Annotated in this window: 22 protein-coding genes and 1 pseudogene; all 23 read left to right on the top strand. The window is 59.4% G+C overall.

Translation table 11 applies throughout. The annotated features are described in order from the left end of the window. Positions 1-748: hypothetical protein (locus QZ329_RS12250; protein ID WP_365352021.1), on the top strand; the 748-nt coding region annotated here is incomplete at its 5' end. Beyond that, a complete protein-coding gene (locus QZ329_RS12245; protein WP_295753003.1) occupies positions 745-1,167 on the top strand; it encodes a synapsin-1 (Synapsin I) in 423 nt (140 codons plus the stop codon). The genes QZ329_RS12250 and QZ329_RS12245, both read left to right, overlap by 4 nt. A gap of 2 nt (positions 1,168-1,169) precedes the next feature. Further along, a complete protein-coding gene (locus tag QZ329_RS12240) occupies positions 1,170-2,315 on the top strand; it encodes a hypothetical protein (protein WP_295753001.1) in 1,146 nt (381 codons plus the stop codon). Further along, the gene (locus tag QZ329_RS12235; protein ID WP_295752999.1) at positions 2,312-2,746 is read left to right on the top strand and encodes a DUF4240 domain-containing protein; all 435 of its coding nucleotides are present in this window, start codon (positions 2,312-2,314) and stop codon (positions 2,744-2,746) included. Before QZ329_RS12240 ends, QZ329_RS12235 begins: the two co-directional genes overlap by 4 nt. Next, on the top strand, positions 2,743-3,420 hold the full coding sequence (locus tag QZ329_RS12230; RefSeq protein ID WP_295752997.1) for a DUF4240 domain-containing protein: 678 nt from the start codon (positions 2,743-2,745) through the stop codon (positions 3,418-3,420). Before QZ329_RS12235 ends, QZ329_RS12230 begins: the two co-directional genes overlap by 4 nt. A 77-nt stretch (positions 3,421-3,497) precedes the next feature. Then, a complete protein-coding gene (locus tag QZ329_RS12225) occupies positions 3,498-3,986 on the top strand; it encodes a hypothetical protein (protein WP_295752995.1) in 489 nt (162 codons plus the stop codon). Beyond that, the gene (locus QZ329_RS12220) at positions 3,983-4,912 is read left to right on the top strand and encodes a ParM/StbA family protein (protein ID WP_295752993.1); all 930 of its coding nucleotides are present in this window, start codon (positions 3,983-3,985) and stop codon (positions 4,910-4,912) included. The genes QZ329_RS12225 and QZ329_RS12220 overlap by 4 nt, the downstream gene beginning before the upstream one ends. A gap of 121 nt (positions 4,913-5,033) precedes the next feature. Next, positions 5,034-5,225: a hypothetical protein gene (locus QZ329_RS12215; protein ID WP_295752991.1), complete on the top strand. Its 192-nt coding sequence runs from the start codon at positions 5,034-5,036 to the stop codon at positions 5,223-5,225. Continuing rightward, the gene (dcm, locus tag QZ329_RS12210; RefSeq protein WP_365352016.1) at positions 5,191-6,363 is read left to right on the top strand and encodes a DNA (cytosine-5-)-methyltransferase; all 1,173 of its coding nucleotides are present in this window, start codon (positions 5,191-5,193) and stop codon (positions 6,361-6,363) included. The genes QZ329_RS12215 and dcm overlap by 35 nt, the downstream gene beginning before the upstream one ends. Further along, entirely contained in the window at positions 6,360-7,349 is a 990-nt protein-coding gene (locus QZ329_RS12205; RefSeq protein ID WP_295752989.1) for an amidoligase family protein, read from the top strand. The genes dcm and QZ329_RS12205 overlap by 4 nt, the downstream gene beginning before the upstream one ends. Before the next feature lie 7 nt (positions 7,350-7,356). Next, entirely contained in the window at positions 7,357-7,608 is a 252-nt protein-coding gene (locus QZ329_RS12200) for a hypothetical protein (protein WP_295752987.1), read from the top strand. After that, positions 7,601-8,119, top strand: a complete 519-nt coding sequence (locus QZ329_RS12195; protein WP_295752985.1) for a gamma-glutamylcyclotransferase family protein — start codon at positions 7,601-7,603, stop codon at positions 8,117-8,119. The genes QZ329_RS12200 and QZ329_RS12195 overlap by 8 nt, the downstream gene beginning before the upstream one ends. After that, complete coding sequence (locus QZ329_RS12190) at positions 8,109-8,492, top strand: hypothetical protein (RefSeq protein WP_295752983.1); 384 nt, start codon at positions 8,109-8,111, stop codon at positions 8,490-8,492. The genes QZ329_RS12195 and QZ329_RS12190 overlap by 11 nt, the downstream gene beginning before the upstream one ends. Positions 8,493-8,643: 151 nt before the next feature. Beyond that, positions 8,644-9,345, top strand: coding sequence for a DUF3846 domain-containing protein (locus QZ329_RS12185; RefSeq protein ID WP_295752981.1), 702 nt, complete (start codon positions 8,644-8,646; stop codon positions 9,343-9,345). Next, positions 9,335-10,468 (top strand): methionine adenosyltransferase, encoded by a 1,134-nt coding sequence (metK, locus tag QZ329_RS12180; RefSeq protein ID WP_295752978.1) that lies wholly within the window; start codon positions 9,335-9,337, stop codon positions 10,466-10,468. Before QZ329_RS12185 ends, metK begins: the two co-directional genes overlap by 11 nt. Further along, positions 10,465-11,103: a YodL domain-containing protein gene (locus QZ329_RS12175; protein WP_295752976.1), complete on the top strand. Its 639-nt coding sequence runs from the start codon at positions 10,465-10,467 to the stop codon at positions 11,101-11,103. The genes metK and QZ329_RS12175 overlap by 4 nt, the downstream gene beginning before the upstream one ends. A gap of 1 nt (position 11,104) precedes the next feature. After that, a complete protein-coding gene (locus QZ329_RS12170) occupies positions 11,105-11,854 on the top strand; it encodes a phosphoadenosine phosphosulfate reductase (protein ID WP_295752975.1) in 750 nt (249 codons plus the stop codon). A 29-nt stretch (positions 11,855-11,883) separates the two neighbouring features. After that, the gene (locus tag QZ329_RS12165) at positions 11,884-12,666 is read left to right on the top strand and encodes a hypothetical protein (protein ID WP_295752973.1); all 783 of its coding nucleotides are present in this window, start codon (positions 11,884-11,886) and stop codon (positions 12,664-12,666) included. Positions 12,667-12,915: 249 nt separating this feature from the next. Continuing rightward, entirely contained in the window at positions 12,916-13,422 is a 507-nt protein-coding gene (locus QZ329_RS12160) for a hypothetical protein (RefSeq protein ID WP_295752971.1), read from the top strand. Continuing rightward, the gene (locus QZ329_RS12155) at positions 13,419-14,201 is read left to right on the top strand and encodes a DUF4406 domain-containing protein (RefSeq protein WP_295752968.1); all 783 of its coding nucleotides are present in this window, start codon (positions 13,419-13,421) and stop codon (positions 14,199-14,201) included. The genes QZ329_RS12160 and QZ329_RS12155 overlap by 4 nt, the downstream gene beginning before the upstream one ends. After that, the gene (locus QZ329_RS12150; RefSeq protein ID WP_295752966.1) at positions 14,198-14,566 is read left to right on the top strand and encodes a DUF3848 domain-containing protein; all 369 of its coding nucleotides are present in this window, start codon (positions 14,198-14,200) and stop codon (positions 14,564-14,566) included. The genes QZ329_RS12155 and QZ329_RS12150 overlap by 4 nt, the downstream gene beginning before the upstream one ends. Then, complete coding sequence (locus QZ329_RS12145; RefSeq protein WP_295752964.1) at positions 14,556-15,152, top strand: hypothetical protein; 597 nt, start codon at positions 14,556-14,558, stop codon at positions 15,150-15,152. The genes QZ329_RS12150 and QZ329_RS12145 overlap by 11 nt, the downstream gene beginning before the upstream one ends. Next, positions 15,142-15,388, top strand: a pseudogene (locus QZ329_RS12140) (site-specific DNA-methyltransferase); the annotation flags it as partial. The gene QZ329_RS12145 and the pseudogene QZ329_RS12140, both read left to right, overlap by 11 nt.

The raw sequence follows: 15,388 nt of genomic DNA, 5'->3' as shown, positions 1-15,388 counted from the left end.
AGAAGAAATCTCCGTCCGCCAATGGCAGGAGCAGTTCAAGGCCGGATTTTACGACAGCCCGGACATTCACACACAATGCGGGGCGGGCTGGTACGACTGGTTCTGCCAGGATAAAGCTCTCGCCGGACGGCTGAAGAAAATCGCCAAGGTGGTCATGGGAATTACCTCCCCCTTCATCCTGGACAACTACTATGTCTGGTTCAAAAATAACGCCCTGACCACTGGCCAGATGTACGACGACGTCCGCTTTGAGCCGCTGTCCGGGAAACGGGATGGGAAGTATTTTCTAATCACCCTGGATCATCCCTGCCAGTCTGGAAAATGGGCGCTGACCACAGAGCGGTACGGCTTCGGAACGCCGGAATTTGTGTGCGGCAATGTGCGGGAAATGCTCCGGTACATTGATAAGCTGGGCGCGGAGCTGGAGAAAGAAGTCCCTGGGCCGCTTATTCTGGAGGAAAAGGCCGTCGCTGAATTCATCTCCAGCCAGCCGGATCTCCAGCACGCCGCTTTCCTGCACCGGATAAGTGAGCACACCTACAGCGTTTTCACGCCTAAAGAAAACCGAAAAGAGTTTATCCATGCGGCCCTGAATCCGGATGCCGCCCCCGTAGGCTTCCAAAAAAGTCAGGCGGTGCAGATCAACGGAATTTATGTCAGCCGCCATAACCATGAGGCGGTGGCGCCCCCCGATTTTGACCATAACGGGAAGAAAACGCCGAAAAAGAGAGGAGGAAAGGAACGATGAGCAAAGAATATCCCGCGCGGGCGGCAAGCCCTCCCGGCAGGCCGATTCTGCCACCGGAAGCGGAAAATGAAATTCTTGACACACTGTTCACCAATATGAAAATCAGCTCTGGCGAAATCGCCGCTATCCTCAAGAAGTACAACGTCTCCGGCGACACGGAGCTTCTCCAGGACCGCTACCGCAAACGCCTGGGCCAGCGGCTCATGGCCAGCATCCGGGACGAGTCCGGCCAGCGGGAGGTTCTGGCCCGCGGCAGCGAGTATATCGTGCTGGAGTGCTGCAATGACCGGCAGGCCCTCCAGGCCATTCGCCGCCGCATCCAGAGCCAGATGAACGGCCTGGACGTTTCCGCCGCCAAGGTGAGCGGGCGCATTCATGTGCTGGAGCGGTTCCTTGCCCGGTTCCGAAAGGCGGGCTGACTATGGGCCTGAGAGAGATGCTCCGATCTGTTCGGGAATACCCCGCCGCCCGCGCCCGGCTGGAGGCGGCGGAGCGGGAGCTGAGCCAGGCGCGAACGGCTCTGGAAAAGAGCGAGCTGGAGTGCCAGCGCCTCAGCGGCGATTACAGCGAGGCCAGGCGCCGGGCAAACTTTTCCGAGAAAAAGTCGGCCGCGCTGCAAGCCGCTTTGGACGCCTACTGCCCAAAGCTGTCTTCCCTGGCGGAGATGATCCGGTTTTATGAGACGGTCTCCCCCAGCCTGGACCCCCAGGGCTTCACACTGTTCCGCGCGGCGAAAAAGATGACGGGCATCGACCTGTACAGCTATTTCGCCTACGAGGACAGCCGCGGCCTGTTTGAGCAGATGGATGGCCGCCAGCTTCTGCGCTGGCTGACCGCCACCCGGTTCGGCGCCGTGGAGTGGGAGATCGTGACCGGGACCTGCTATGAGGAGGCCATCCTGCGGGAGGTGGATACCTCCGCGCCGGAGTATCTGGCGTTTGAGCGGAAGTTGTACCGGAAGGTCTTGGAGCGCATGGGTTTCGGGGACCTGCTTGCCTCGGAGGAAACTCAAAAATCTCAAAAAACAGAGGTGATTACTGCGGAAGAAAAAATTACGGAATGGAAGCTCTACAGCCCCCTGTATGCCGAGCTGTTTGAGGCGGACCCGGAGGAGGAACCCGGCTGCGGGCCCCAAGTCTTGGGAGGCTATGCGCTGACCGGCTATCAGGACGCCATCCGCCAGGGCATTGAGGATGAGCGCCTGCCGGATGAGGAGGAGCGGGGCCTCATGACTTACTTTGACGGCTCGAAGGCTGTGGATGAAAAAGTTCTCTCCATCAGCGTAGACGTTGAGGAGGTAGATGGGGAGCTGTTCGGCGTGGCCGTCTGTAAAGTCAGTGGCGTCCTCGGCCCTGGTGAGCTGGAGGAACTGAAGGAGTTTTGCATGGGACAGTATTCCGACGGCTGGGGCGAGGGCTATGAGCAGCGGCCACGAAAGACAGACTATGGCGACCTCTATGTCTCCTTTTGGGAATACGACGGCTTTTTCATCCGCACAAAGGAGGAACTGGAGACTGCAAAGGCCCACGTCCGTCCCCGGCCCCAGAGAGGAGAGGGCAGCAGATGAGCGAGACCGTAGAACTGAGGCTGTACAGCCCGCTCCAGATTGACATTATCAACCGGGACGCTCCCGGCCGCGCCATTCCCTTTCAAGCGGTAAGCTATCATTGCCGGAGCGAATACACCAGAATCATGCTGATTGATCAGGCAAGGGCCTCCTGCGGCGGAAATCACAAAGAATCCGTATACTGGCTGACGGACCACCTGCTGGCGATGAAGCCGGAACAAATTCTGAATTTCCACAGCATCATGCACGGCTACATGGAATTGGCAAACAAATACGGTCTGTGGAACGCGGCGCTCATCATCCAGGAGAACGGCTGTTATACCGGGCGTCTGTGGAACCATGACGACCCGGCCATCCAAAAGGCAAGGGCGGCAGCTCCCCAAAGGAAAAGGGCGCGGCCCGACAAACAGAAGGGCGGTGAAAACAGATGAATCAGCCTATAGCAGAGATCAGCAAGGAAACCTTCTGGGCGCTGATCGCCCAGGCGAAGGAATATCCAAGCGGCCCCGGCGAGTGGCTGATGGAACGGCTGATGGACCTGGGGCCGGAACAGGCCAGGAGGTTCGATGACTTTGCCCATGCCTACAGCAGCTTGGCCGATCAGTACGGCCTGTGGACCGCCGCCTCTGTCATGGAACGGGGCGGCTGCACAGATGACGGCTTTATGGACTTCCGCACATGGCTGGTGGCCCAGGGCAAAGAGGTGTACATGGCCGCGCTGAAAGACCCGGACTCCCTGGTTGACGCGCCGGACTATCAGGACCAGCGCTTTGACTGCCTCCCCCATATGGGAGACAGCGCCTACAAGGAACTCACAGGCCGGAGCACATACGAGGATTTTGATCCCGCTCAATATCGTGCGCTGAAAGAGGAGCTGAAAAAGGACATCGTGTATGGAGAGGGCATTGGGTATCCCTATACATGGAGTGAAACCGCGGCCTATCTCCCCAAATTATGCGCCAAATACATGGAGGCAAATGATTTGGCACGGCTGATCGGACAGCGTAACGACACCTGGAATGTGACCAGCCCGGAAATTCAAGCGGCCCGCGTCACCGCTCAGAAAAGCAAAAAAGTCAAGAAGGAACGAGGTGATGTAAGATAAGCGATCAAAGCAAGGAACTGAAGCTGTATACCTCTCTGCGTGTGGATGTGACCGATCTGGGCCGGGAGGACAGCACAATGGAGATGCCCGACCCGGACTTTGTGAGCGACGCTGTCAGGGAACGTTTCTCCGAATACCACAGCGCTATCCAGTCGGCCCTCGCGGCCGGACCGCCCCCGGCAGACCTGACCGGCCTGTTTCAAGCGGATTTCTCAACCCTGGAGGCTTTCCGGGATTTGGCTGGCAAGGTATCCTCCCTGTGCCTTGGGGTGGAGGATGTGGAGGGGAAATTTTTCGGTACCGCTGTCTGCCGCCTGAACGGCGATCTGGAGGCCATGGAGCTTCTGGCATTGAAGGAATACTGCCGGAGCCTTTTCGACGAGGGCCTTGGGAATAAAGCGCTCCAGTGCCCTGCTTCTCCTTCCCATGGGGAGCTTTCCGTTCGAGTCTGGCGGAGCAGGGGCGGCTTTATGATGACGGAGGATGAAGTGGCGATGGCTCCCTGGTGCAAGGAGCGAAGGCAGAAGCTGGAGCAGAAACGGCAGAAACGAGGTGAACCCCGATGAGCGATACCCTGACCATAGGCGTGGATCACGGCTACGCCGCCATGAAAAGCGCCCATTTCTCCTTTCCCACCGGGCTGGTGGAATACGACCATGAGCCCTATACCCAGCAGAATGTGCTGGAGTACGGCGGCAAGTTCTATGTTGTCGGCAGCGGCCGCCAGCCGCTCCAGAAGGACAAAACGCTGACGGAGGACTACTACCTCCTGACCCTGGCCGCCGTCGCCAAGGAGCTGGCCTGCCGTAAGGCGGACGCCACAGCCTCCGTCCATCTGGCGGCAGGGCTTCCCCTCACCAGCTTCGGGCGGGACAAGAAGAAATTCCGGGCCTACCTCCTCCGGGACGGCAGGCCCGTATTTTTTCGCTTCGAGGGAAGCGCGTACACCGTCAGGATCACGGAGGTCTCCCTGTTTCCCCAGGGCTACGCCGCCGTATTGACCCAGCCGGACCTGCTGAACGAGCCCTCCGTTATCCTGGCGGACGTCGGCGGCTGGACAGTGGACCTGATGCGCCTGGATAACCGAATCCCCAACGCCGCCACCTGCCGGAGCCTGGAGCTGGGCATGATCCGGTGCCTGGACGAGAGCGCGGAGCAGGTACGCCGTTCTCTGGGCCTGTCCATGACGGCGGCGCAGATCGAGAGTGTGCTGTGCGGGGAAGCCAGCAGTGTAGATGACAATGCCAAACAGATCATCCACCGGGAGGCGGACGGCTACGCCCGCCGCCTGCTGTCCGCCATCGCGGAGAGCGGCCTGGACGCCCGCGCCATGCCCGCCGTCTTCCTGGGCGGAGGGGCGGCCCTGCTGAAACGCCGTGTCCGGGCCACAGAGGGCCTGTGCCGCCCGGTCATTCTGGATGACGTATGCCTGAACGCCAAGGGCTATGAACGGCTCGTTGGGCAGTTGACGCGGAGCGTTAGCCATGGCTGAAAGGAGAAGATTGAACCTCTCCTTCTCTATGGCGTCTCCTCTCCAGCGGGAGGCATGGAAACGGCTGTGCGCCATCCCATCGGGCCGGCGGACGGAGGCTGTGTGCCGGGCCGTCTGCCGGATGAACGAGTACGACGCTCTGGTGGAGACTGTTCGTCAAATCGTCCGGGAGGAACTGCGCGGTGTGGAATTTGTTTTCGCAACAGAAAAACCTGTGCAGCCGCAGGCCGGGGACGTGGATGAAAACGTCCTCGGTTTTCTGCTTGCGCTGCAAAACAATGGAGGTGGAGAAGAATCTGATTCGTTATTTTGATATGTTCGCGGGAATCGGCGGCTTCCGGGCCGGGCTGACCCGCGTAGGCGGTTTCCAGTGCGTCGGCCACTGCGAGATTGACAAATACGCCGACGCCAGCTACCGCGCCATCCACGATATTGGGAAGGAGGAAGTGTACTATCCAGACGCCACAAAAATCGACCCCGGCGGAATGCCGGATTTCGACCTGCTTTGCGCCGGTTTTCCGTGCCAATCGTGGTCTGCATCAGGGCGCAAATTGGGCTTCGCTGACCCCAGAGGCGCTCTCTTCTTTGAAATTGCCCGGCTGGCTAAAGCAAAGCAGCCTGCGTATCTGCTGCTTGAAAATGTTCCCAGAATTTTACTCCACGACCAGGGACGGGCATTTGCGATCATCCTCTCCACGCTTCATGAGCTGGGGTATGGTCTCGAATGGAATGTGTGTGACAGCGCAGACCACCAGGTGCCTCAATCACGGAGAAGGGTCTATATTATCGGATATCTTGATTCCCGATGCTCCGGCAAAGTATTTCCTCTCGCCGGAGCAAACGGAAAGGCTCTTGTTCAAGTCCTCGGCGGGCCGCAGGGCTCCCGTGTCTACGATGTCAAAGGAGTAGCCTGCACCCAGACGGCGGGAGCCGGAGGCATGGGCGGCAAGACGGGGCTGTACCTGATTCCGCCCGACGCCGCCTTTGTAGATCTGTCTGTGGGGGAACCCAGACGGACGGATACCGCCCGCTGTCTTACTGCCCGCTATGGGCAGACCACCCTCTCCAACCACCGGGCGGAGCGTTCCGGGGTACTGCTTATCAAAGAGGGAACCAAACAGGGCTACACGGAGGCCGCTCCCGGCGACAGTGTGGACTTGAGGTATCCCTCCAGCAGGACCAGAGGCGGCAGAGTCAGCAAGCTGGCTCATGACGCCGCCAGCGTCCAGGGCATCGTGGAGCGGGGCGGACGCATCCGCCGCCTCATGCCCAGGGAGTGCCTCCGGCTCCAGGGCTTCGACGAGGGCCAGATCGACCGCCTCCTCGCCATCACCTCGGATTCTCAGGCTTACCGGCAGGCAGGGAACAGCGTTACGGTCAACGTGATTGAAGCCATCGGGCGGCGTATCCGGGCTGTGGACGAAGAACTGCGGAAGGACAAGGCGGCATGATCGGGATGAAGGAGCAGTGCTTTGGCGTGGAGATCGAGATGACAGGAATCACCCGTGAGGAGGCCGCTCACGCTCTGGCGAACTATTTTGGCGCCACCCCCGAGTATTGGGAACATATTTATGGCTCCTGGATTGTGAAGGACCCGGCAGGGAAAGAGTGGAAGCTCATGAGCGATTCCAGCATCCACCCGGAATGTCAGTCCGCGGATGGATACTTGCAGCTTGATAAGGATTCTGCTGAGGGCATGCCCTATAAGGTGGAAATGGTCACGCCCAAGCTGGCCTATGGCGATCTGTCCCTCCTCCAGGAGTGCATGCGGCGGATGACGGCTATTGGCGCGAAAGTGAATGACTCCTGCGGACTCCATGTCCATGTGGACGCTTCCGCCCACAACCGCCAGAGCCTCAAAAATTTGATTGGCATCATGTACTCCAAGGAGGACCTTCTCTTCAAAGCCTTGCGGGTGAATGAGGCAAGGGCCATAGAGTGGTGCCAGAAGGTGCGGGAACCCATGCTGAAGAAAGCCCGGACCCTCTCCGCGGAGGAGACCCCGGACCTCACGCAGCTGGAGAACATCTGGTACGAGGGCTTTGAGGGTGACGGCAGGACCCGCCGGGACCACTATAATAAATCCCGTTACTACGCCCTGAATCTTCATTCTGTTTTCTACCGAGGCACCGTCGAATGGCGGTGCTTCAACTCTACCCTGGACCCCGCCAAGGCGGCGGCCTATGTGAATCTGTGCCTCGCCATGTCCGCCCAGGCCATCGCCCAGCGGAGCACCGTCATGAAAAAGACCCGCAGCGACAACGAGCTGTTCACCTTCCGGGTCTGGCTGGTCCGCCTGGGCCTCAACGGCGACGAGTTCAAGGAGACCCGAGACGTCCTTCTCTCCAACCTTGACGGCGACCGGGCGTGGCGCCATGACAAAGACAGCTACGAGGTCAACCGCCGAAAGAAAAAACACCGTGAAAATGAGAGGTGAATGATAAATGAAAATCCGCATTGACACAAGGACCTATGAGGGGACCGGGACGGAAATTCTGGAACAACTCCGCCTGACCGCCTTCGACCCCACCGAGTTCCCCGACGCCGAGAGCTACCTCTGGCAGCTCCGAAGCAATTTCATCCGGGCCACGGACTTGGAGTGTCCCCTGCCGGAGGGCAGTCTGGAGCGGCAGGCCAGGGCCATGTTCACTCTGCTGGCAAAGGCCGGGGCCCTGGAGGTGCTGGAGGATGGCTGACGGACTGTACTTCGCCTACGGCAGCAACATCAACCTGGAGCAGATGGCCTGCCGCTGCCCGGACGCCTGTGTCGTTGGGCCGGTATTTCTGGAGGACTATGAACTGTTGTTTCGCCGGGGCGGCTTCGCTACCATTGCTCCCAAAGCGGGCGGCAGGGTCCATGGCCTGCTGTGGAGCCTCACGCGGTCGTGTGAGCGCTCCCTGGACCGGTATGAGGGCTATCCCCGCTTTTACGATAAGCGCACGGTGACTGTCCGGGACGGCTTGGGCCGGTCTCTCTCCGTCATGGCCTACATTATGGATGAGCGGTTTAAGGAACCCATGCTTCCAACCACCGGCTACTACAACGGCATCCTGGAGGGATACCGATGCAGCGGTCTTCCGGCAGCCGCTTTGAAGGAAGCGTGGGACCACGCTGTGGAGGAGGTCCATGCGGAGACAGAGCGAATCAACAACGCTTTTATCAAACGCGGCAGACCGCTGAAAGGAGGAAATTCTCATGAGCGGTAAAAAGATTTCGCTATCCGGCGAGGTCCATATCTCCACCGGCAGCGTGTACACCACCGTGGACGCTCTGGAGGCGCTGAAGGCCATCGGCATCACCTACGGCCTCTACAGCCGCGACGAGGACCAGAGAGGCTGCCGCGTCGTGATGGAGGGCGGGGAGTTCCCGGCCCTGGTGGTGCAGGAGGATAAGAGCCTCCATGGAAGTCCTTGCTGGGAGACGGTCCGCATGGTCACGAACGATCCTGAGCAGATCAAACGCTACATGGCGTTCCGCAATACGGTGCAGATGATTCGGAAGCTGAACATGGAGCTGTCGCGGGAATCCAGGCCGCAGATGCCTCCCAAAAAGAAGGAGGCGAAGGATCATGAGCGATGAAGCGTATCCCCTCCAGGGAATGGGCAAAGACGAGGAATTTCTGTCCTTTTCCGGCAATGCGGAGGATCAGGCTTGCATCGGTCACCTGCGGGGGGATTTTGCCCGGGGAACGGAGTTCTGGACCACATGGTGGGTCCACCAGGAGGAACTAGTGGACCAGGATTTCAAGGATGAGCTGGACAGCGTGGTCAATGCTCTGCGGAAGAACGGGCCCCTCAAAAACCTCAGCGCCATGCAGAGCTTCTGCTGGAAGCATAAGCAGGCCCAAATGAGCCCTGAATCCGGCAAAGATTATTACGGCTTCCGGGTGGATACCCCTAAGCGCCGCTACTATCTGCGCTTCCTGCCCCTGCGGGGAAATTACAACTTTTACATTTACTGCTATCAAACAGACAAGCTGGAGAGGGCGGCAGAGCTGCCTCCCAGGGAAGAAAGAATGAGCAAACAAACGATTAAGGTCCTTGTGGTTGAGCCGACGAAGCCCTGCGAGGTGCGGGAAATCCTTCCCGATCTCAAGTCCCTGCAGGGTGTTGTCGGCGGGAAAATTGAAATGGTTTCTCCTTTTACGGAGTCTGCTGCCATTATCTGTAACGCCGAGGGCAAAAACCTGAATTTGCCTCCCAACCGTCTCCTCTGCGACTGCTATGGCGATCCGTATGACGTTCTCTGCGGGACCTTTCTAATTGTCGGAGTGGGCGGCGAAAATTTCATTTCCCTGACCGATTTCCAGCTTCGTTCTTACAAAGAGATGTTTGATCATCCCCATCTGCTTGCCATTCCGTTGGAAGTGCCTGATTCCCCTGAAAAACCCACAGAACAAAAAAAGAAAAGAGGAAAGACTCATGAGAGATAAGTACATCCTGACCGCCGAGTCGGTCACCGAAGGCCACCCGGACAAGCTGTGCGACGCCATCGCCGACCGCGTTCTGGACGCCTGTTTGAAGCATGATCCCGCCGCCCATGTGGCCTGCGAGGCCATGGCCACGGCGGGAAAAATCATTGTCGCCGGGGAGATTACCGCCCGGCGGCTGCCGGATATCCCCGCCATCGTCTGCCGGACGGTGCGGGAAACCGGCTATTCCTGTGATTATGAGGTGGAGGCCGTCACCCATGACCAGAGCGGAGACATCGCCGGGGCTGTGAGCGGCTCCAGTGAAATGGGGGCTGGCGACCAAGGTATCATGTACGGCTTCGCCTGTACGGAAACGCTCCAGCTCCTCCCCCTGCCCGTGGTGCTTGCCCACCGGCTGACGCTGACACTCACCAACGCCCGCAAGCTGGGGACCATCCAGGGCCTCGGCCCGGACGGCAAGGCCCAGGTATCCGTGGAATACCGAAAGGGCAGGCCCGAGCGAATCGCCGCTGTGGTGGTTTCCTGCCAGCACGATGAGGAGAAGAATCTGGAGGAGCTTCGGAAGGAGGTCACCCGCCACGTCATCGTCCCCGCCCTGCGGGACCTCTACCCCGACCACGAAACGGAGGTCCTCATCAACCCTTCCGGGCGCTTCGTCCTGGGCGGCTTTGAGGCGGACACCGGCCTGACGGGCCGGAAGCTGATGGTGGACACCTACGGCGGCCTCGTTCCCCACGGCGGCGGGGCGCTCTCCGGAAAGGACGCCAGCAAGGTAGACCGCAGCGGGACCTACATGGCCCGGTACGTCGCCAAGAACATCGTGGCCGCCGGTCTGGCGGAACGCTGTACCGTCGGCCTCGCCTACGCTATCGGCAGGGCGGAGCCGGTGGCCGTGGACATTGACCTCCATGAGACCGGGCGATACCCGGAGGCGGTTCTGGAACAGGCAGTCCGGCAGGTGTTCGACCTGACTCCCGGCGGTATCATCCGGGCCCTTGGACTGGATCGTCCCATCTTCGCCCGCTATTGCAATTACGGGCATTTCACCCACCAGGACGCTCCCTGGGAGCAGACGAACCGGGCCGCCGCCCTGGCGGAAGCCTGTGAAAGGGAGGCGCGATGAACGGCGATACCCCCGTCAATGTATTTGGTGTTCTGGCTTTCCCGAACGAGGCGGACGGCGGGTTAGTCCGCTTCATCGACAGCGATTACAACACCCTCTTCCATGTGCCGGACGGAGAGAATATCACCCTCACCACCTTCGGCGATGACCGGAGAATCCTCCCCTGCCGGTACATTGACGCCACCCACGCCCGGATCGGCGGCGAAACCTTCCACATCTGCCAGTTCGCTGAGATCCAGGAGCGGAACGGGGCTGTTTATGCTCCCGAGCATCCCAAAGAGGGCGACGTCTGCGACACCTATACCATCTACCAGCTCAAAGACGCCAGCGCCGCGTCATACGCCTTCATGCCCTACGAGCAGGCGAAAGTCAAGCTGCGGATGTCCCATTACCAGCGGGCTTACCGGGGCGTTCTGGCGCCCAAGGCCACTTTGGATGATTTATACCTCAAGCACAATCAAGACAGCCGCCCCTTCGGAGATCGGATGCGGTCCCTGTCCATGAGCGACGTGATCGTCCTGAACCGGGGCGGGGAGGAAAAGGCGTACTACGTGGACACGGTTGGCTTCCAAGAGGCAAAGCGGTTCCTGAACCCGCCTATTCGGAAGCGGAAGCCGCCCCGTCAGGAGCGCTGATATGGAACGGACCAAATTTATTGCCTCCTGTTCTTTTGGCAAGGACTCTCTGGCGACTCTGCTGCTGGCTTTGGAACATAACGAGCCTCTGGACGAGGCGGTCTACTGCGAAGTCATGTTCAACAAAGACATTTCCGGCGAGGTGCCGGAACACCGGGACTTCATCTACAAAACCGCCATCCCCGCCCTGGAGCGAATGGGGATAAAAATAATCGTTCTCCGCTCGAAAAAGACCTATGTGGATCTGTTCACCGGCAGGATCACCCGCGGCCCCAAAAAGGGTATGGTCCGTTCCTTTCCCCTGTGCGGGAAGTGCGCCGTCCAGCGGGACTGCAAGGTCCGGCCCATCCAGCGGTACCAGGAAACCCTGCCGCCTGTGACGGTTCAATACATCGGCATCGCCAAAGATGAGCAGGAACGGCTGCTCCGTCTGGAGGGCGGCAGGCAGGTGTCTCTGCTGGCAAAATACAATTTCACGGAAAAAGACGCATGGGAGTTCTGCCGAAAGGCGGGACTCCTTTCGCCTGTCTATGAATTCACCGACCGGGGCGGGTGCTGGTTCTGCCCCAACGCCAAGCGGGCGGAGCTGCGCCACCTTTACGACCATCACCCGGACCTGTGGGCCAGGATGCTGGAACTCCAGGCCATCCCCGGCAAGACCACGGAGAAGTTCAACCGCACCCAGCGCTTCTCGGACATCGACGCCCTCTTCCGGCAGGAAGATCAGGGCGCGCTTCGGAGCGCCGCATGAAGTACAAGACAATAGTTCGGGGAGGTTCTATGAAAAGAGAAGAATTTGAACGTCAGCTCCAGCAGTTGGTCCCCCGCCTGGACGGCAAAACGACGGAGGCGTGGTACCGTTACGGCCTGGAAATGTGCGGCGAGTTTTCCTACGACTTTTTAGAAGCGATGATGACGTCCTTCGGTTTTCTCAAAAACAATTTCCTGCCTGAAACCGTACAGGATGTTTACGGAGCCATTTCCTGCGGCACACTTCTGCCCTCCGAGATGGCAGCCGCCGCCGTTTACATGCAAAACGGCAGCACAGCAACGCAGATAGCCGGGCTTGCCGATCAGGGCTGTTTGATGTGCTTTCACACGCCGAGGTCAGCGGACGAAAACAGTCCCCTGGCCCTGCTCTCTGTTCACGAGAACGGGAAGCTGAAATCCTTCTACACCGTGGACTTCGGCAGCTTTCAGCCGGAGAAAACCCTGCTGCGGGCCAGGGCCTTTGCCAAGGAGCACGCAATACCTGTAACCAACGCCGTCGCGCTGTTATGGAACGACAAGAAGTCCTGCCCCGCCAAGACGGACGATTCCTCTCACCGGCTGTTTATAGGCAGCGATCCGGAAATGACCCAGGCGATGACTATGATTTTCAAGACCTGCCCTGCCGTCGCCGCCCACATTACTTTTTGGGCGGAGGAAAACCGTGTCCAGACAGAATACAACCCCCTCTGGCGGGAGCTGGCGGAGCGGCGGTTTACGGAGGCGTTCCGCCAGGGCAAGCCGCTTCGCCGGAAAAGGGGCCCCAAAAGACGGGAAAAGCCGAAGGACAGGTAGCCCGCCCCTGTTGATTTTGCCGGGTTTCCGCCTGTTTCTTTGTGGAGTATCGTGATAGCCTTTTCACCATAAAAATAGTACTGTTTGGGGCTGACCCAAAGCACAATTTTTACAGAGGAGTTGATGTAAACGAGCAGTAAAAAATTTGAGATCACCGATATCGCCCACGAAAAATATCCCTTTCTCCACCGCATCCGCGCCCTGCGAGACGTCGGCGTTGAGGTGAGGGCCGGGGATCTGGGCGGTTTTGTGGAGGCGGAATGCAACCTCTCCCAGGAGGAGGGCGACGTCTCCTGGATTTTCGGCGACGCCATCGCCGCCGGGTCCGCCTCTGTGGACAAAGATTCCTGCCTGCGTGACGGGGCCGTCGCCTGTGACCAGGCGTATGTAACGCAGCGGAGCACGTTGTCCGGCCACGCCAGGGCGGAGGACGCCGCGTACATTCGGGGCGCGGTTCTGTGCGAGGAGGCCAGGGCCTCCGGCTCCGCCTTGGTCCTTGACGCCAGGGACCGGGGAAAATTTCCGAAGCTCAGCGGCCACTGTACTGTTTACGGCACAGTGGCGGGAGCCGTAGAGGTTACCGGAACCGCCGTAATCCTCTGGGAAGAAAAAATCCGCAACAGCACACCGGATACGCTGATACTGGATGGGCAAAGCCGCTCTATTGTCCGGAACCCGGCCAGGGATGAGCTGAAGCCCTCCCGCTCTCCCAAAAAGCAGGAGAAAGCGCCGAAAGGGAAGGAGCTGGAGCGATGAATTTCTTTGAAGGAGAACTGCGGAAATTGCTTGGGGACAGCGATGTTATCTCCGACCCCAGCTTCGCGGGCCGGGCCTGTTTGGGAACGCTGGGGAAGGACCTGCGGGTCCGGCTAGAGTTCGTCACCACCGGGATGGCCGACCACTATAACGCACTGAAAATAAAGGTGCTGAACCGCACAGAGGGTGAGGTGGATACACTGCTGCTGAGATTCCAGGACGTTTGGGAAAAGAAGCCTGTCCCCGGAAATCCAAATTTCCGCGGCGGCGTATCCCCTCATATTTGGATCTGCGACGGTAAACCGGAGTGGTACGCCTGGAGGCCCGCCCCCGCAGACCGGGAGCTGCTTCTCCAGCAGGTCCGGCAATACCTGGATCCCTTCTGGGAGCGGATGCCGGAGCGTGGTCATGACGGCCCCAAGCTGGTGTATATCTGCGCCCCGCTCCGGGGAGATGTGGCTAACAACATCGAGTTCGCCCGGCAGAAGGCCCAGGAGGTATTCCAATCCGGCAACATTCCCGTCTGCCCCCACATTACGCTTCCCTCCAACGCCGATCCGGCTTGCTCTGTTCAGGACGAGGCGGCACGAGAGATGGGCCTTCGCCTGCTGGAGTCCTGCCATCAGATCAACGTCTATGGTTCCACGATCACCGAGGGGATGCGGGCAGAAATTCGCCGTGCTCAGGACCAGGGCATTCCGATCGTCTTTGGGCAGGAACCGCCTCAGCGTGTCTGGCCCCGCAAACAGATCGTTCGAAAAGGAGGTCATGAGCGATGAGTCAGGACCAAAACGCAATCCTGCAATTGCGGCTGGACCAAAACTACCAGGACTACCTCGCCCAGCTCCAGGAAAAGCCCTTTGAGGAAATCATCCGGCTGGCCCCGGAGATCACCGCCGCCCAGCAGCTCTGCGACGAGCTGGCGGCTGTGTGTGACGACGACGAGGTGGAATACCTGCTGGGTCTCGACAATCCCCTGGAAGTGGTAAGAGGCTATTGGGAGCAGGAGATCAGCGGCTATGACCACGGGGAGGAAATGGGCCATATGCTCTGGCATCTCCGCGGCTGCGGCAGGGAGTCTCCGGCAGCCGGTCTTGCTTCCAAAGCGAAACAGAAAGGAAAGAACACTGCACATGAGCGATAACATTACAAACATCACCACAGAAGATCTGCAGACAATGAGCGGTAAGGAGGGTCTCATCCTCCAGGGCTGCGGCGGCCCTTTGCAGGAATGGCTGAACGGCGTCAACGGACTGCTCACCGAAAGCGGTATCCTGCTGGACGGCAGCCGCTTCGAGCGGGCCTCCGTCTTCCAGCACGACGGCCTGACAAACCTGCTGTTCCCCTTTGAGGGTGTGAAACTGGACATGGGAAAGCTGGCCATGTGGCGGCTCCAGACCCATGACCAGTTCGGTGGAACGTGGCTCTCTGACTACGTCCCCAACCGTCTGGAAGGATTTACTCAGGCATATTCCCCGCAAAAGCCGAAGATGGACCTTGCCGGTATGGATGGCAACATCTACGCCATCCTGGGCAATGCCTCTATGCTGCTGAAGGAAGCCGGGATGCGGGAACAGATCGACGAGATGTTCAAGCGATGTGAAGCCTCCGGCAGCTATGATGAAGCCCTCAGCATTATCAGCGAGTACGTGGACACTGAGCTGTCCGCGCCTCCCATCGAACCGAAAAAAACTCACAAAAAGAAAGGAAAATCTGCCCATGAAAGATAAGTGGACCATCATCCAGGGCGACGCCCTGAAGCTGTTGGGAGACTTCGCCCCCGGCACCTTTGACGCTATCATCACCGACCCGCCCTACGCCTCCGGAGGCCGGACGCAGAGCGAGAAGAACAAATCCACCGCCAAAAAATATTCCAGTATGGGAGACGCCGCCCCTCCGCCCTTTGAGGGAGACGCCAAGGACCAGCGGTCCTGGACCCGCTGGGCGGCGGAGTGGCTGGCGGACG

This window comes from uncultured Oscillibacter sp., assembly GCF_910579365.1.
Taxonomy (GTDB): Bacteria; Bacillota; Clostridia; order Oscillospirales; family Oscillospiraceae; genus Oscillibacter.
Note: the sequence above shows the minus strand (reverse complement) of the source record. Positions and strands in the feature narration are given on the sequence as shown.

What these genes read in the sequence shown, in the direction of transcription:
- QZ329_RS12145 (WP_295752964.1), top strand. Translation starts at nt 14,556, where the DNA reads ATGAGCGATAACATTACAAACATCACCACAGAAGATCTGCAGACAATG.
- QZ329_RS12205 (WP_295752989.1), top strand. Translation starts at nt 6,360, where the DNA reads ATGATCGGGATGAAGGAGCAGTGCTTTGGCGTGGAGATCGAGATGACA.
- QZ329_RS12240 (WP_295753001.1), top strand. Translation starts at nt 1,170, where the DNA reads ATGGGCCTGAGAGAGATGCTCCGATCTGTTCGGGAATACCCCGCCGCC.
- QZ329_RS12195 (WP_295752985.1), top strand. Translation starts at nt 7,601, where the DNA reads ATGGCTGACGGACTGTACTTCGCCTACGGCAGCAACATCAACCTGGAG.
- metK (WP_295752978.1), top strand. Translation starts at nt 9,335, where the DNA reads ATGAGAGATAAGTACATCCTGACCGCCGAGTCGGTCACCGAAGGCCAC.
- QZ329_RS12225 (WP_295752995.1), top strand. Translation starts at nt 3,498, where the DNA reads ATGGAGATGCCCGACCCGGACTTTGTGAGCGACGCTGTCAGGGAACGT.
- QZ329_RS12170 (WP_295752975.1), top strand. Translation starts at nt 11,105, where the DNA reads ATGGAACGGACCAAATTTATTGCCTCCTGTTCTTTTGGCAAGGACTCT.
- QZ329_RS12150 (WP_295752966.1), top strand. Translation starts at nt 14,198, where the DNA reads ATGAGTCAGGACCAAAACGCAATCCTGCAATTGCGGCTGGACCAAAAC.
- QZ329_RS12215 (WP_295752991.1), top strand. Translation starts at nt 5,034, where the DNA reads ATGAACGAGTACGACGCTCTGGTGGAGACTGTTCGTCAAATCGTCCGG.
- QZ329_RS12175 (WP_295752976.1), top strand. Translation starts at nt 10,465, where the DNA reads ATGAACGGCGATACCCCCGTCAATGTATTTGGTGTTCTGGCTTTCCCG.
- QZ329_RS12245 (WP_295753003.1), top strand. Translation starts at nt 745, where the DNA reads ATGAGCAAAGAATATCCCGCGCGGGCGGCAAGCCCTCCCGGCAGGCCG.
- QZ329_RS12235 (WP_295752999.1), top strand. Translation starts at nt 2,312, where the DNA reads ATGAGCGAGACCGTAGAACTGAGGCTGTACAGCCCGCTCCAGATTGAC.
- QZ329_RS12190 (WP_295752983.1), top strand. Translation starts at nt 8,109, where the DNA reads ATGAGCGGTAAAAAGATTTCGCTATCCGGCGAGGTCCATATCTCCACC.
- QZ329_RS12165 (WP_295752973.1), top strand. Translation starts at nt 11,884, where the DNA reads ATGAAAAGAGAAGAATTTGAACGTCAGCTCCAGCAGTTGGTCCCCCGC.
- QZ329_RS12220 (WP_295752993.1), top strand. Translation starts at nt 3,983, where the DNA reads ATGAGCGATACCCTGACCATAGGCGTGGATCACGGCTACGCCGCCATG.
- QZ329_RS12200 (WP_295752987.1), top strand. Translation starts at nt 7,357, where the DNA reads ATGAAAATCCGCATTGACACAAGGACCTATGAGGGGACCGGGACGGAA.
- QZ329_RS12155 (WP_295752968.1), top strand. Translation starts at nt 13,419, where the DNA reads ATGAATTTCTTTGAAGGAGAACTGCGGAAATTGCTTGGGGACAGCGAT.
- QZ329_RS12230 (WP_295752997.1), top strand. Translation starts at nt 2,743, where the DNA reads ATGAATCAGCCTATAGCAGAGATCAGCAAGGAAACCTTCTGGGCGCTG.
- dcm (WP_365352016.1), top strand. Translation starts at nt 5,191, where the DNA reads ATGGAGGTGGAGAAGAATCTGATTCGTTATTTTGATATGTTCGCGGGA.